General features: G+C 53.8%; 15 protein-coding genes and 1 pseudogene. 14 read left to right on the forward strand and 2 right to left on the reverse strand.

Annotation, left to right across the window (positions count from 1 at the left end; all coding sequences use genetic code 11):
* Positions 1–138: 138 nt before the first annotated feature.
* Positions 139–570: pseudogene (gene tnpA / locus EP25_RS0103120) on the reverse strand (IS200/IS605 family transposase).
* Between the two features lie 285 nt (positions 571–855).
* On the opposite strand from tnpA, the gene EP25_RS0103125 reads away from it, so the two are divergent.
* The 13 genes from EP25_RS0103125 (at position 856) to EP25_RS0103185 (ending at position 13,677) form a co-directional block, all read left to right on the forward strand.
* A complete protein-coding gene (locus EP25_RS0103125; protein WP_235185819.1) occupies positions 856–1,365 on the forward strand; it encodes a transcriptional repressor in 510 nt (169 codons plus the stop codon).
* A 91-nt stretch (positions 1,366–1,456) separates the two neighbouring features.
* Entirely contained in the window at positions 1,457–3,499 is a 2,043-nt protein-coding gene (locus tag EP25_RS0103130; RefSeq protein WP_031432554.1) for a TonB-dependent receptor, read from the forward strand.
* Positions 3,500–3,578: 79 nt separating this feature from the next.
* Positions 3,579–4,802, forward strand: a complete 1,224-nt coding sequence (zigA, locus tag EP25_RS0103135) for a zinc metallochaperone GTPase ZigA (RefSeq protein WP_031432555.1) — start codon at positions 3,579–3,581, stop codon at positions 4,800–4,802.
* Positions 4,795–5,040: a hypothetical protein gene (locus EP25_RS0103140; protein WP_031432556.1), complete on the forward strand. Its 246-nt coding sequence runs from the start codon at positions 4,795–4,797 to the stop codon at positions 5,038–5,040. The genes zigA and EP25_RS0103140 overlap by 8 nt, the downstream gene beginning before the upstream one ends.
* Positions 5,037–5,822, forward strand: a complete 786-nt coding sequence (locus EP25_RS0103145; protein ID WP_031432557.1) for a ZIP family metal transporter — start codon at positions 5,037–5,039, stop codon at positions 5,820–5,822. The genes EP25_RS0103140 and EP25_RS0103145 overlap by 4 nt, the downstream gene beginning before the upstream one ends.
* An 11-nt stretch (positions 5,823–5,833) precedes the next feature.
* On the forward strand, positions 5,834–6,550 hold the full coding sequence (locus tag EP25_RS0103150) for a DUF1826 domain-containing protein (protein WP_031432558.1): 717 nt from the start codon (positions 5,834–5,836) through the stop codon (positions 6,548–6,550).
* A gap of 10 nt (positions 6,551–6,560) precedes the next feature.
* A complete protein-coding gene (locus EP25_RS0103155; RefSeq protein WP_031432559.1) occupies positions 6,561–8,237 on the forward strand; it encodes a formylmethanofuran dehydrogenase subunit A in 1,677 nt (558 codons plus the stop codon).
* 7 nt (positions 8,238–8,244) lie between these two features.
* The gene (gene thrS / locus EP25_RS0103160; RefSeq protein ID WP_036300189.1) at positions 8,245–10,023 is read left to right on the forward strand and encodes a threonine--tRNA ligase; all 1,779 of its coding nucleotides are present in this window, start codon (positions 8,245–8,247) and stop codon (positions 10,021–10,023) included.
* On the forward strand, positions 10,023–10,436 hold the full coding sequence (gene queD, locus EP25_RS0103165; protein WP_051906363.1) for a 6-carboxytetrahydropterin synthase QueD: 414 nt from the start codon (positions 10,023–10,025) through the stop codon (positions 10,434–10,436). The genes thrS and queD overlap by 1 nt, the downstream gene beginning before the upstream one ends.
* Entirely contained in the window at positions 10,433–11,218 is a 786-nt protein-coding gene (gene folE2, locus EP25_RS0103170; RefSeq protein WP_031432562.1) for a GTP cyclohydrolase FolE2, read from the forward strand. The genes queD and folE2 overlap by 4 nt, the downstream gene beginning before the upstream one ends.
* Positions 11,215–11,631, forward strand: a complete 417-nt coding sequence (gene hisI, locus EP25_RS0103175) for a phosphoribosyl-AMP cyclohydrolase (RefSeq protein ID WP_031432563.1) — start codon at positions 11,215–11,217, stop codon at positions 11,629–11,631. The genes folE2 and hisI overlap by 4 nt, the downstream gene beginning before the upstream one ends.
* 26 nt (positions 11,632–11,657) lie before the next feature.
* Complete coding sequence (locus EP25_RS0103180; protein WP_031432564.1) at positions 11,658–12,656, forward strand: CobW family GTP-binding protein; 999 nt, start codon at positions 11,658–11,660, stop codon at positions 12,654–12,656.
* Between the two features lie 37 nt (positions 12,657–12,693).
* Entirely contained in the window at positions 12,694–13,677 is a 984-nt protein-coding gene (locus EP25_RS0103185) for a CobW family GTP-binding protein (RefSeq protein ID WP_031432565.1), read from the forward strand.
* Between the two features lie 336 nt (positions 13,678–14,013).
* On the opposite strand, the gene EP25_RS0103190 is transcribed toward EP25_RS0103185, so the two are convergent.
* Positions 14,014–14,613 carry a recombinase family protein gene (locus tag EP25_RS0103190; protein ID WP_152555591.1) on the reverse strand — a complete coding sequence of 200 codons (600 nt, stop codon included), beginning with the start codon at positions 14,611–14,613 and terminating at the stop codon, positions 14,014–14,016.
* Here EP25_RS0103190 and EP25_RS0103200 point away from each other — a divergent pair.
* Complete coding sequence (locus EP25_RS0103200) at positions 14,603–16,111, forward strand: DUF4158 domain-containing protein (protein WP_152555592.1); 1,509 nt, start codon at positions 14,603–14,605, stop codon at positions 16,109–16,111. The two genes, EP25_RS0103190 and EP25_RS0103200, sit on opposite strands and share 11 nt — an antisense overlap.
* Positions 16,112–16,132: the final 21 nt, after the last annotated feature.

Consider the following 16,132-nt stretch of genomic DNA (forward strand, 5'->3'; position numbering starts at 1 on the left):
CGCACGCATTCATCTGCATGCCGATCCAGCTTGATAAATCCAACGGGACGAAAACGCAACTAAACAACCACCCGCTCAAGCGGGTGGGTTCCAATAACGGACTGAAAGTCCGGATACGCGTCGACTAAACGACGCGTCTTAGTCGGGCTCCATCTTGAAATTATCGTTTGGATTAGGTTCAAAGTGATGCTCCAAATATTGCTTTATCATCTCATCAGTCATTTGCCCCACTGTGGCGCAAAAATAACCGCGGGCTCAAAAATGTCGACCCCAATATCGCTTTTTCAAGTGCGGGAACTCTTCGAACAGATAGCTCGAAGTTCGTCCCTTGATTCGCCTCATGATTTCGCTTGGGGCCATAGTCGGCGGCGCACTCACCAAAATGTGCACATGATCTTTGCTCACGACACCTTTGATAATCCGTATCTCAAAGGCTTCGCATGTCTGCCGCACCAAGTCTCTCACTCGTTCGGCTATTTCATCCTTCAGCACTTTATAACGATACTTCGTAACCCAAACAAAATGATACTCAATTTGGTAAACCGTATGGCTGCCGTATCTATAGTCCATCGCCACCTCCTTGGGCAAATTATCGCAGCTAAAGCTGACCGGCTAAAGCCGGTGGTTTAAACCTTATGATGGATAATTAACATTCAAATAATTCGCTTATAGGATTTCTTAAGCAAACTGATAAGTATAAGCCACCATTTTGCTACATTCAGATCGCGGAAAAACATCGCTCGCCACTGGCTGATGTTTACCAGTGATCGGACGGAGGCTTAATGTGGGAAATGTTGCTATATCGCAATGAAATGTTATAACATAACGCTAAGAACGAGATACGCCATTTTCTCAATGACGCAACAAGCTGAAATGATTGTGCTAGAGCATTCTCCGACAACGCATGACCATAATGGTTGCCGTGCGAAGGCGATGCACACTGCGGAACAATTGTGTAGCCAACGCGGGGTTCGCTTTACACCCATTCGACGTGAAGTACTCGAACTGATCTGGGAAAGTCATCGGGCGGTCAAGGCTTATGATTTGCTTGATCGGATCAAGCCAAAATCGGGTACAGCCAAGCCCGCCACGGTCTACCGGGCATTGGATTTTCTGTTGGAACAAGGACTGATTCACAAGGTGGAAAGTCTGAACGCCTTTATCGGATGCAGTTTTTCGGATCGTCGGCACGAGCAGTTATTGCTGACTTGCGTTCAATGCCATGAAGTCGAGGAAAGGCCTGGCGAACGGGTGATGGAAGCCATAGCAAAGGAACTTGAATTGGCATCATTTACTATGCAACGTAAGGCCATCGAAATTCATGGCATCTGCGGTCGATGCGCGCAGGCCAAAGCAGTTGGCTAACTCGGCATAAACCTAGGAAAACTGACATCCTTTTCACGCACTTAGATGAAACGATATAACATTGGAAATTAACAACAAATTTGGAATGCTGATGCACAAAAAACTCATCTTACTGGCCGCTTCGGACTCTATTGCAATAAGCGTTCAAGCCGAAGAACAAGCTATCACTGAGCTCGAACCGGTGATCGTCACATCCCCATTGCAATTGAAACTATCCGAAAGCGCCATGCCTGTGACGGTTTTAAGCGATGATGAATTACGGATGAAAACCGGTCACAGCATTGGCGAAACCCTGAAAAACGAGTTGGGCATCAACAGCCAGTCGTTTGGCCCCGGAGTCGGTACGCCGGTGATACGCGGCCAAGCTGGCCCCAGGGTACGGGTGTTGAACAACGGCATCGGCAGCAACGACGCGTCTGCGATCAGTCCGGATCACGCGACCAGCATCGAGCCGCTGCTCGCCGAACGCATTGAAGTGCTGCGTGGACCGGCGACATTGTTGTATGGCAGCGGTGCGATGGGCGGCGTGGTCAATGTCATCGACAACCGAATTCCCGGCAAGGCTTTTGACAAAGCGTTGAATGCCGCACTGGAGCAACGCTTCGACTCCACCAGCGACGAAACCAGCACAGCAATGAAAGTCGAAGGCAGTAAGGATCACATCGCTTACCATGTGGACGGTTTCTACCGCCACCGTAATAACCTGGATATTGGCGGTCGCGGCATCGATACCGCCAAAGTCGCCATCACCGACCCTTCCTTGGAGGTTGTCGACAATCCCTATGGCTATCTGAATAACACCGGTGCCGAAGCCATCAGCGGCTCGGCCGGTTTGTCGTGGATAGACGATTTCGGCTTTGCCGGCGTTTCATACAATAACATCAATAACAATTATGGCATTGCGCCGGACGGTACCGGCGAAGAAACAGTGCGCATCGCCATGCGGCAAAGCAAATACGATTTTAAGAGCGAGTTGAACAATCCGTTTAAATTCGCCAAAAGCATCAAGACTCGGCTGGGCTATACCGACTATGAGCATACCGAAATTGCTAATGGTGAACCGGGTGCTTATTTCACCAATCAAACCTATGAAGGCCGTATGGAGTTCGAACACCACGATATCGGTCCACTGCGCGGTGTCGTCGGATTTCAAGCGCAAGCGAGCGATTTCAACGCCATAGAAAAACTCAGCGGTGAAATTATTGTGCCGCGATCGGATATCACCAGTTATGGCGTATTTGGCGTCGAATCCTTCGATATCGGTCCGGTCACTTATCAATTCGGCATCCGCGTCGAACAAACCGACATTCGCCCGGACGGCATGAACAGCCTCAGTTACACCCCCGTCAGCGCCTCGGCTTCTGCTTTATGGAAACTGGATAATCGCAACAGCCTGAATCTGGCCATCACCCGTTCATCGCGGGCGCCCAATGTCCAGGAGTTGTTATCCAACGGCTATCACGACGCTACCCGCAGTTTCGAGATCGGCAGCCTGAGTTTAAAAGAAGAAACTTCGTACAACCTGGATCTGGGCTACCGCTTCAAAAGCGACTGGCTGCGCGCCGAGTTCGACCTGTTCCACAACTGGGCGACCGACTATATCGCCCAGCAACGCAGTGGCGAATTCGTGGATGAAGACGGTAGCAATGCCTGTGCACCAGACTGCACTATTCCCGTGGTTGTCAGTACCCAGAACGACGCGATATTCAAAGGCTACGAAGCCAAGTTGATTTTCCCGATGATGGAAAACCACTATGGCCTGCTGGAGCTGACCCTGTTCAGCGACTACACCCGCGGCGAATTCGTCAATGGCGGCGACGTGCCGCGCATGCCGCCACTACGTTACGGCTTTCAGTTGGATTACAACAAAAATAAACTTTCCAGCTACCTGCGCTTGACCCGCGCTGACGACCAGCCTCATGCCGGGGATTTTGAAACCTCGACCGCCGGCTATTTCCTGCTCAACGTCGGCGTCAATTATCAGGTCAAGCTGTATAAAGAGTCCAATTTAATGCTGTTCGCGAAAGGCAACAATCTGCTGGACGAAAACATCCGTAACTCGACGTCATACCTGCGCAACTTTGCGCCGGAAGCAGGACGCGGTGCGGAAGTCGGCTTTAGAGTCAGTTACTAAACACGCTGTAGATCAAGACGTTACGGGTTATCCGTCACGTCTTTTTTAAACCTCATAAACGTCACAATATATCATTGCCATGTCGTTAACTGTCATTGACCCGAGCTCCGCAAAATTACCTGTCACCGTACTCTCCGGTTTTCTCGGTGCCGGTAAAACCACGCTGCTAAAGCATATTCTCACCAACCGCGACAATCGCCGTGTGGCCGTTATCGTCAATGATATGAGCGAAGTCAATATTGACGCGGCATTAGTCAAAAACGAAGTGCAACTGAATCGTGGCCAGGAAAAACTGGTCGAAATGAGCAACGGGTGCATTTGCTGCACCTTACGCGAGGACTTGCTGATCGAGGTCGGCAACTTGGCCAAGGAAGGCCGCTTTGATTATCTGGTGATCGAGTCCACCGGTATCGCCGAACCCTTGCCAATCGCCGAGACCTTCACTTTCCGGGACGAACAAGGCATCAGCCTGTCCGACATCGCCCGCCTCGACACCCTGGTCACCGTGGTGGATGCAGTCAATTTCATGCGCGATTACCAGGAAGCCTTGAGCCTGAAAGAGGCCGGCGAAGCCCAGGGCGAAGACGATGAGCGCAATGTCGCCGATCTGCTGGTCGATCAAATCGAATTCGCCAACGTCATCCTGATTTCCAAGATCGACCTCATTTCCAGCGACGAAATCTCTAACCTCAAAGCCGTCTTATATAGCCTCAATCCCGACGCAGACATCGTGTCCATGGTGATGGGTCAAGTCGATTTGCATAAGGTACTGAACACCGGCCTGTTCGATTTCGAAAAAGCCGAACAAGCGCCGGGTTGGCTGAAGGAACTGCGCGGTGAGCACATTCCAGAGACCGAGGAATACGGCATCGGCAGCTTTGTTTACAGTGCCCGCCGGCCGTTTCATCCACAACGCTTCTACGAGCATCTGCATGACGGCGAATGGGACAACGGCACTCTGTTGCGCTCCAAGGGCTTTTTCTGGCTGGCTTCGCGTCCTGATCACGCAGGCAGTTGGTCCCAGGCGGGTGGCGTCATGCATCACGGGCTGGCCGGTCGCTGGTGGGCGTCGGTCCCCAAGGAACAATGGCCGGCGGACTATCTGGACGACATCGAATCGCAATGGGAAGAACCTTACGGCGATTGCCGTCAGGAACTGGTGTTCATCGGTCAAAACGTCGATGCTAAAAAAGTGTGCATGGAACTCGACGCCTGCCTGCTAACCGAAGCCGAATTGGCGGCCGGTCCGAACACTTGGCGCAACTACCGGGATGATTTCCCTCAGTGGTTTGCCGATGGCTAGCCTCGACACCTATTTACACATCATTGGCATCGAGTTGTTGGCGATTCTGGCAATTGTCCTACCGCTGTTGAACAACCGGTCCCATAAGCGTGCGTTATCGACGGTATTTCTGGTCGTGATGGGCTTCACGTTGGCGCACTTCGCCACGCACTTATTACCCGGCAAAATCGCCGCGTTCATCTACAGCTCGCACCACGAATACCGTTCCATAAAAACACCGGCTCTGGGCAGAACATGACCATTGTCTTAACGACCGTAACCGGCACAATTGCCGCCTGTCTCGCCGTCAGTTTATGCACGCTGTCGAGTGCGATTGCGCTCTGGCTAAAACCTGAGACATTAAAATGGCTGGTACCCAATCTGGTGGCCTTGGCTGTTGGTGTACTGCTGGGCGATGCCTTCATTCATCTGATTCCCGATGCCATTCAGCGCCATGGGGCAGTCAGCGAGGTCTGTCTGACCGTGCTAATCGGTATGTTTGTTTTTTTCATGTTGGAAAAAGGCGTGCGCTGGCGTCACGACCACAACGTCGACACCCGCCCATCCACCGATCACATTTTGCCTTTGGCCAAAATGAATCTGATCGGCGATGCCATGCATAACTTTGTCGACGGCATTCTGATCGCGGGTAGCTTTCTGGCCGATCCGGTTATGGGACTGACCACCACGCTGGCCATCATTGCGCACGAAATCCCCCAGGAGCTGGGCGATGTCGGTGCGCTGCTGCGCGGCGGATTTAAGCCGCGTCAGGCCGTGCTGTACAACTTTTACTGCTCGCTGAGTGTGTTGCCGGGCGCAATTTTTACCTTGCTGCTCAGTCAGGTCGCCGAATCGTCCTTAATCGTATTACTGCCGATTGCCGCCGGCGGCTTCATCTATATTGCCGCTTCCGACCTAATTCCCGTGTTGCATGAACGCTCCAGCCTGATTCATCTAGGCGGTCAGAGCGCGGCTTTTGCATCGGGCATCGGTTTCATGCAATTCATCGTATTTTTCGAACAAGCCTTGCTGACTACCTAAGGAGTTTTTCAATGTTCGCCCGTGTTCCATTTCGTCAATCTGACATTGCATCGCCCATCATTGCCTCTGGATTTCGCCCGCTATTCAACCCCTCGGCAAGCAGGAACGTCATCTCTAATCAGTTCGCCGATTTATCGCGCATCTATGAAGACGGCGTCAATTTGTGCCTGATCGAACGGCCGTTACCTGCAGCTATAGAGCAATTCGTCTACCGGGCTTTGCAAAATGTCGGCAGTATCGAGATTAGCCAGCCGGTCGATCCGCTGCAATTCGACTTCAACAAGCTATGGCCGGCAACCGCACAAATACCCGGTTATCGAGACTGGCTGGCCGATGTCGAGTTACTGGTCACGGCGTTCTGCGAACTGTTCGAACGCCGTGAAGCCGGTTTACGCCTAAGGACACTGGATAAAGCCATGTGCCCGCGCTTCCACGTCGACCGGGTGCCGGCGCGGATGATTTGCAGTTACGGCGGCATCGGTACCGAATGGCTACCGGAATATGCATTCGAGCGCGCCAAATTGGGCATGGGCGGTTGCGGCTTGCCGGATGCCGAATCCGGCCTGATTGCCGATCCCACCGCAATCCGGCAAATGCCCGCTTACGCGGTGGGGCTGATGAAAGGCGAAAACTGGGAAGGCAACGAAGGTCATGGCTTAGTGCATCGCTCGCCGCAGCCAACCGCCGTGCAGCCACGCAGATTGTTGTTGACTCTGGATATGCTGTAGGGAGACGGATTTGCTGATCAAGTTAACGGGTGGGCGGATTTACGATCCCGCGCAAAACCTACACGGCGAACAGCGTGACCTGTTCATTCAAGATGGACTGATGGCAAATGATCCCGGTCCGGATGCGCACTTCGACGCGGTTTATGATCTGGCGGGCAAAATTGTCATGGCCGGGGCCATCGACATTCACAGCCACATCGCCGGCGGTAACGTCAACACTGCCCGGCTGTTGCTACCGGAACAGCATCGCAACCACATGGCCCGGCGGCTTAACCATCCCTTCAGCACCGCCAAATGGTCGACCACCGACACCGGCTACCGCTACGCCCGCATGGGCTACACCACCGTGGTCGAACCGGCGATGCTGCCGGTCGACGCGTTGGACGTGCATCTGCAAATGGCCGACATTCCAATTCTGGACACCGCCGCGCTGGCGATACTGGGCAACGACGATTTATTGCTGCGGTTGATGCGGTCCAAGGCCAGCCAGAACCAGATCAACGATTACGTGGCCTGGACCTTGAACGCCACCCGCGCGATGGGCCTGAAGATCATCAACGCCGGCGGCGCCAACGCCTTTAAAAGTAACGTCCGCCAATTCGGCCTGGACGACATCGTGCCGGATTACGGCGTCAGCTCGCGGCAAATTCTGCAAACCCTGCAAACTGCCGCCTGCCAGATCGGCGTACCGCATCCGCCGCACGTCCATTGCAACAACCTCGGCATTCCCGGCAACGTCGACACCATCGTTGCCACCATGGACGCCGCGCAAGGCTTGCCGATGCACCTTGCCCACGTGCAGTTCTACGCCTACGGCAGCGAAGGCGCGAAAGGCTTTTCGTCGGCGGCGGCCAAACTGCTGGAAGCCTTCAACCGCCACCCCAACATCACCATGGACGTCGGCCAAGTGCTGTTCGGCCAAACGGTGACGATCTCCGGCGATGTAATTGCCCAATACAGCCGCCACGCCGACGCCAGCCCGAGCAAATACGTGATGTGGGACGCCGAAACAGAAGGCTCCGGCGGCGTGGTGCCGTACCGTTACCGCGAAGCCAGCTTCGTCAACACCCTGCAATGGGCGATCGGTTTGGAACTGTTTTTACTGGCCGAGGCGCCGGAACGGCTGTTTTTTACCACCGACCACCCCAATGGCGCACCATTTACCGCCTACCCGGAACTGTTGCGCTTACTGATGGACGCCGACTACCGGCAGCAGTGCATGGCACGTCTGAATCAGGAAGCCTTGGCACTGACCCTGCTGCCGAATTTGAAGCGCGAACTGAGCTTGAGCGAAGTTGCCACCATGACCCGCTCCGCCGCTGCCAAATTGCTGGGCCTCAACGATCGCGGTCATCTCGCCCCTGGCGCCATCGCCGACATTGTGGTTTACGATCCGCACACGCGATCCGACCAAGCCGCTGGTTCTCGTCCCGATTACCAAGCCATGTTCGCTAACGCCGCACTGCTGTTCAAAAACGGCCGCCTGGTGGTGCAGGACGGTGTGGTGATCGAGCGGCCGACCGGTCTGGCGCAAACCGTCAGCCCGATCTACGACACCGGCATCACCCGCACCGTCAAACAGCATTTCGACCGTTTTTACAGTTTGAAACTCAGTCAATACGGGGTCAACGATGCCGATTTCGATGATCTCGGGCAGCCGCGTTTCCGCAATATTGCCTTGTCTTAGCCAACCTATGCCATCAAATCGCTCAACACTCGAAACCGATCTGGAAACCTTGCGCCACGACTGCGCCCACCTGTTGGCGCAAGCCGTCAAGGAGTTATATCCGGCCGTCCAAGTCGCCATCGGTCCGGCCATCGAACACGGCTTTTATTACGATTTTGCGTTTCCAGAGCCGTTGACCGCCGACGAATTGCCGGCCATCGAGCAGCGCATGCGCGAGATCGTTTTCCGCCGCGAACCCATTCGGCGGGAAGAATGGCCCCGTGCCGAAGCCGATGCGTTTTTCGCCGCAACAGGCGAACGCTTTAAACAAGAGTTGCTGGTCGCCATTCCGGAACACGAGACCATCAGCGTCTACCGGCAGGGCGAATTTACCGACCTGTGCCGTGGCCCGCACGGCGCGGATACCGGGCAAATTGGACTTGCCTTTAAATTACTGAAGCTGGCGGGCGCTTATTGGCGCGGCGATCATCGCCAGCCCATGCTGCAACGCATCTACGGCACGGTATGGCCGACTCAGGAGGAGCTGGATCGCTATCTCAAGCAATTGGCGGAAGCGGAATTGCGCGATCATCGCCGTCTGGGGCGAGACATGGACTTATTTCATTTTCAGGAACAGGCACCGGGCTCGGTATTCTGGCACCCCAAGGGTTGGCGTTTGTTCCAGCGGCTAATCGATTACTTGCGGCAACGGCAAAAGGCGGCGGGTTATCAGGAAATCAACACCCCGGATGTCATGGACATAGGCCTGTGGCAAGACTCCGGCCACTGGGAAAAATTCGGCGAACACATGTTTACCACCCAACCCCCGGATGAACGGATTTTCGCACTCAAGCCGATGAACTGCCCCGGCGGCGTTCAGGTATTCAAACAGGGTTTGCGCAGCTACCGGCAATTGCCCTTGCGGCTGGCGGAGTTCGGTAAGGTGCATCGCTACGAACCGTCCGGCGCCTTGCACGGTTTGATGCGGGTGCGTTCGTTCACTCAGGACGATGCCCATATCTTTTGCAGCGAGCAGCAGATTACTCAAGAAAGCCTGACCATTTGCGAACTGATATTAAGCATCTATCGCGACTTCGGTTTTCACGACATCCGCATCAAATTTTCCGACCGCCCGCCACAACGGGTGGGTAGCGATGCGGTTTGGGACCAGGCCGAGCAGGCCTTGATTCAAGCCATGCAAACCAGCGGACTGCCCTATACGCATAATCCCGGCGAAGGCGCGTTTTACGGTCCGAAGCTGGAATTTGTGCTGCGCGATGCGGTGGGGCGCGACTGGCAATGCGGTACCTTGCAAGTCGACCTCAATTTGCCTGGGCGATTAGGCGCTTATTACATCGATACCGACGGCAACAAGCAAACCCCGGTGATGCTACATCGGGCTTTGTTTGGTTCGCTGGAGCGCTTTACCGGTATTTTGCTGGAGCATTACGCCGGTTGGCTGCCGTTCTGGCTGGCACCCTTGCAAGTGGTGGTCGCGCCCATCAGCGCACCAACCGAAGCCTATGCGCTGGAGGTTGCCGGGCAATTAAACACCGCCGGTTTGCATGTGGAAACCGACTTACGCAATGAAAAAATCGGCTACAAGATCCGTGAACACAGTTTAGCCAAAGTGTCGCTGTTAATCGTGGTCGGCCAGCAGGAAATGCAAGACGGTCTAGTCACACTGCGCTGGCTGCACGGCGGACATCAGCAAACCTTGCCATTGGTGCAAGCGGTCGCTGAATTGACGAGACAAAATCGTTTCCCTTCAGGAAAAGCTAATAACGAAACAGAACCCGTTGAATAATGAATCACTCCGAATCAGCGCCGCCGACTTGCGGCCTCTATACCCTGAAAATCCAGGCCCAATTTTGCGCCGCCCATGCCTTGCGCGATTACCCCGGCGATTGCCGCCGCCTGCATGGGCATAACTGGAAAGTCGAAACCGAGGTAGAAGCCAAAGTGCTGAATGACATCGGTATTGCCATCGATTTCAAAGCCATCAAGGCGGCCACCCGGACTTTGGCCGATAGCCTGGATCACCGGTTTTTGAACGACATCGAACCCTTCGACCGCATCAACCCCAGCGCCGAAAACCTGGCGGCCTGGTTTTACCGGCAATTGTCGAAAATCTTGAATGGCAGCGGCGTCAGTGTCAGCGCCGTCACGATCTGGGAAACCGACACCGCCTGCGTCCGCTACAAGGAGATCGCTGCATGAACAATTGTGTTATCGAAGACATCCAAGGTCGCGCCGACAGTCGCCGCATCGCCATCGACAAAGTCGGCATCAAGGACATCCTGCATCCGGTGCGGGTACAGGATAAATTCGGCGGCGAGCAACATACCGTGGCCCGCTTCGACATGACCGTGAATCTGCCGCACGACTTCAAGGGCACTCACATGTCGCGTTTCGTCGAGATTTTGAATAGCCACGACCGCGAAATCAGCATCGCCTCGTTCCCGATCATGTTGCAAGAAATGCTGCAGCGGTTGGAAGCCGAATCCGGCTACATCGACATGCGCTTTCCGTATTTTGTCGAAAAAGCCGCGCCGGTCAGCGGCGTGCGCAGTCTGCTGGATTATCAGGTCAGCTTCATCGGCGAAATCGACGCCCAAGGCTGCCGCACCAAAGTCAAAATCGTGGTGCCGGTGACCAGCCTGTGCCCGTGTTCCAAGGAAATCTCCGCGCGCGGCGCTCACAACCAGCGCTCGCACGTGACCGTGACAATTGCGACCAGGGAATTCATCTGGCTGGAAGAATTGATTGCGCTGGTCGAGTCCGAGGCTTCGTCGCCCATCTATGGCTTGCTGAAGCGTCCCGACGAAAAATACGTGACCGAATACGCTTACGACCACCCCAAATTCGTCGAAGACATGGTTCGCGACGTGGCCGCCCGACTGGAAGCTGAACCTCGCATCACGGCTTACATCGTGGAATCCGAGAACTTCGAGTCGATTCACAATCATTCGGCGTATGCCTTGATCAAGGGGGTGAAATGAATCTGTTCAAACATGCGGAAACCCTGGCCGTTGGTGACAGCCTGTCCTGGGAAGCCGTCTTGGCTGAGCTACCCTTCAACGCCGACGGCCTGTTACCGGCCATTGCCCAGCAAGTCGACAGCGGAGAAGTATTGATGCTGGCCTGGATGAACCGCGCCGCCATCCTGGAAACCCTGAGTAGCGGCCGGGTGTGCTATTGGTCGCGTTCGCGGCAGCGCTTATGGCGCAAAGGCGAGACGTCCGGGCATTATCAAACGCTGAAAGAACTGCGCATCGATTGCGACGGCGACACCTTGTTGCTGCTGGTCGATCAGCAAGGGCCAGCCTGTCACACCGGGCGCCGCAGCTGTTTCTATCATACGGTGCAGGGTGATCGCGTGGTTATGAACAGCGCACCGCAGAACACCGCTTAATTCACTTCTTTGGAGAAATCTCGTTCATGAATACCGCCCCAAAACTCAACTACCCGGTGCCAGTCACCATCCTGACCGGCTTTCTAGGCGCTGGTAAAACCACGTTACTGAACCGCATTCTCACCGAACATCACGGTCGGCGCATTGCGGTGATCGAAAACGAATTCGGCGAAACCGGTATCGACAACGAGTTGCTGGTGCAAGCCGACGAGCAAATCGTCACCATGAACAACGGTTGTATCTGTTGCACGGTACGCGGCGATCTGGTACGCATCCTGGGCGAATTGTCCGAGCGCCGAGAAAACGGCGACGTGCATTTCGAGCGGGTGATCATCGAAACCACCGGTCTGGCCGATCCGGCGCCGGTGGCGCAAACCTTTTTCATCGAGCAGGACATCGCCGAAAACTACAAACTGGATGCCATTGTCACCGTGGTTGATGCGGTGCATGCCCATCAACAACTGCAAGAACACCACGAAGCGCAAGAACAAGTCGGCTTCGCTGATCGGATTTTGTTGTCAAAAACCGATTTGCAGGAAGCCGAAGTGGTCGCCGATCTGGAAACCCGCTTGCGAGCGATGAACCCAAGAGCGCCGATCAAACGCGTACATTTCGGCGCCACCGAGTTGCACGACATCCTGGACATCGACGGCTTCAATCTGGACGACATCCTGAAAATCGAACCGGACTTTCTAGAAGATGTCAGCCACGAACACGAGGACGACATCAGCTCGTTCGTATTCAGTTGTGAACGGGAGCTGGATGCTGCAAGGATACTGGCCTTTCTGGACATCATGGTGCGCCATTTCGGTAACGACCTATTGCGCTACAAAGGCATTTTGAACATTGCCGGTTGCGACAAGCGAGTAATTTACCAAGGCGTACACATGTTGATGACGCAGGATTTTGTCACTCCCTGGCAAAATGGGGAAACCAAGACATCCAATCTGGTCTTTATTGGCCGTAATTTACCCAAACAGGAGATGCTGGAGGCGTTGGAATCGTGCCAAGTGGTGTCTCAATGAACTTTCAAAGCTTGTTAGCGAATCTTTTGTGCATCGCATGACCAGGGAATTGCCCAAAATCCCCGTTATTGTGATCACCGGTTTTCTCGGTAGCGGCAAGACCACGCTGTTAAACCGTTTATTGGCAGACGGGGTGAAGACGGCGGTGGTGATCAACGAATTCGGCGCCACGCCTATCGATCAGGACTTGATACTGAGTCAAGACATCCCGATGACGGTATTATCGGGCGGTTGCTTGTGCTGCCAGATCAAAGGCGCACTGGCACCGACTTTGAAGAACTTGTGGATGGCTTGGAATCAGATTGAAGCCAAGCCGTTCGAACGGCTCATCATCGAGACCAGCGGCGTTGCCAGTCCGGAACCCATTTTGGATACACTGCTGCGCGAATCCTGGTTGTGCAAACGCTACCGCTTGCAGCAAATCGTCGCTACGCTGGCGATACCGTCGGCCATTGACCAATTGCAGCGCCACGCCGAAGCGCGTGCGCAAATGACTTGGGCCGACCTGTTGCTGTTGACTCACGCCGATCTGGCCAATACCGCGCAACAGGCGGAATTGATCGGCTACTTGCAGCGTCATGCACCGGCCACGCCAACGTTGGCGGTTAGGCTGGATCAGTTCGACGCAGCCACTTTGCAAGGCTATGCGTATCCCGCTTTTCGACGGATGCCGACCGGCAAGCTTGTGGCTGAACACGGCTTTCGTAGCGTGTCGCTTTATCTGGAGCACATTCCGGATTGGCCCAGATTGCAAGCCACGTTGCAAACCTTGTTGGCAAACCATGCCGATGACTTGGTTCGAATCAAAGGGCTGATTTATTTGCCTGACTGTGCGGCGCCGTTGGCCGTGCATGGTGTCGCCGGTCAATTGTATCCACCTGTACCATTGCCGGAACGTCCGAACCAGGACAGACGTAGCCGATTAGTGTTGATTACGGTTTCCAATCCGGAACTTTTGGCCAACGAATTGTTAATCCACTTGGGAGCGGAACCCAATCAGAGCCCGATACGGCTGCATTGAGGGTTAATGGAAATGGATGAGCATAGTCTTAGTCATCTGTTACCGTTCGGCTGAGGTTACGCAAATATAACGTTCCCGGTGATCAAAAAACCATCAGATCACTTGTGTTTTGCAAAGGCAGATTCGACATCAGGTTTTTTCAGATTCTGCATCCTGCCATTTCAAGACTGGATTGGCAGATATATCATATACAGAGAACATAGCTGTTTGAAACAAATAAACGGCAGAAAGGGGGGCGAGTGTTGCTGACCAGACGTGCCATACAAAATGCTTAGCGCCTTATTTTAGGTGCTAACTCGGTTTTCCGTTCGATTGCGTCCCAATTCAAATACAATTTTACGTTTTACCAGAGCCATTCCGTTTTTCTGCCACATAGGAGAAGAATTTTCGCCTCCCTACGCCGGTAATCTCACAAACCTCGGCGGCGGTTTTGTCCGAGTTTTCGTAGAGGATTCTGGCATTCTCCAATTTTTCCGGGTCAGTTTTAGGTCTTCCACCCGTTTTGCCCCGCGCTTTAGCGGATGAACGTCCCGCTGCCGCCCGCTCTGCGCGAAGTTCCCGCTCCATTTGGTGAATAGCGCCCATCATCGACAAGAAACAACGACCCGTTGCGGATGTGGTATCGATATTTTCACGCAATGACACTAAGTTAATTTGCCGCTGTTCCAGCACCTTTGCAGTGGTCAGTAAATCCATCAAAGAGCGCGTCATGCGGCTTAATTCGCTGACCACCAAGGTATCGCCTGGGCGAGCATATTCTAAAAGCTGATCCCAGCCGGGTCGATCCATGTGCGAACCGGTCATCTTGTCGGAAAATATTTTGCCGCCCCCGGCTTTTTGCAACGCATCAATCTGAGAATCCAGATTTTGGTGAACGTAGAGTGCAAAAAGTGTACTTTCTGCACTCGCCGAAAAGCGGTGTCGAATGAACGTCAATTCGCGCCGCCTGTCTATCCTGACGAAAAGTGAGATCGATGATCTTTACGGGTTGCCTCGTTTCAGCGAAGACGACCGCAGTCTCTTCTTCGATTTAAGCGCGGTTGAACAGGGAGCTGTCGATGCCGTTCATACCTGCTCGTCGGCAGTCCATCTAATCCTTCAAATCGGGTATTTCAAGGCCAAGCAACAGTTTTTTGTTTACGGGCGGGAGGCTGTGCTCGACGACCTACACTATATTCTCCAGCGGTATTTCCCCGACCAGGCATTAGATAAGATCAAAACCCTTTCCAAGCCGACCCGGCTCGAACAGCAACAGATCATCCTCCAATTATTCGACTATCGCCTATGCGACGGCGAAGCCAAGGCGGCACTGGAACGGAAAGCGCAACGGGTCGCCATGCTGTCGACACAGCCGATTTACATCCTACGCGAAACCTTACAATACCTGACAAACCAACGCCTAATTGCTCCAGGCTACACCTATCTACAGGACATGGTGAGCCGAGTCGTGACTGGCGAACGTCGGCGGATTACGGGCTTACTGGAAAAAGCCATGACGCCGGATGTCGACAAGCAACTCGACGCCTTGCTTAAGTCTGAGGAAGGCATGTACCGCATCAGCCTTCTCAAGCACGAGCCTAAGGATTTCAGTTACCGCGAGTTACGCCAGGAGGTTGACCGCCGCAAATTTTTCCAGCCGCTGTATGAATTCGGGCAAAGCTTTCTGGGTACTGCCGGCCTGTCCAATGAGAGCATAAAATACTATGCCTCATTGGTTCCGTTCTACTCCGTCTATAAGCTTCGGCGCATGGCGGAACCCACAACCCGCCTGTATTTGCTGTGTTTCGCCTTTCATCGCTTTCGGCAAATCAACGATAATTTGATTGAAGCCCTGATTTGTCTCATTGGCCAATACGAGAAACAAGCCAAACTTGCCGCCGATGAAGCCATGCAGCAAGCCATCGACGAGGCCGGCGCGAATCTACAGGCGGCAGGCCAAGTTCTGGAACTGTTCATCGACGATTCAATCCCTGACGAAACACCGTTTGCGTCCATTAAGGAAAAAGCTTTCGAGCTACTCAACATCGAGAGCTTTCCAGTCGTATCGGATTTTATGCGTAACATCGAATTCGATAAAACCGCTTTTGAATGGTCGTATTACGGTACGCTGCGGCACAAATTCAAGCTCAATTTACGGCATTTGTTCTGTAATCTCGATTCCGTCTGCCTGGTGTCGGATGAACCGCTGCTGGAAGCCATTTTGTTTCTACAGGAGCTGCTGCGCCAGGGCAAGACGCCACGACAAATGAACCCGGCCAACTTCCCGACCGGAATCATCGCCAAGAATTTGCAGCGGTACTTGTATACCAGGGCGGAAGAACAAAAAAAGAAAACCCTGGAGGTTGATCGCTATGAGTTCCTGGTATACCGCGAGCTACGGAAGGCGCTTGCCCGCCTCTATCATGAAATATTCGGCCTAATACTGCTTACTTAATAAAAATCCCTTATAAACTAA

Source organism: Methylomarinum vadi, from assembly GCF_000733935.1.
GTDB lineage: Bacteria > Pseudomonadota > Gammaproteobacteria > Methylococcales > Methylomonadaceae > Methylomarinum > Methylomarinum vadi.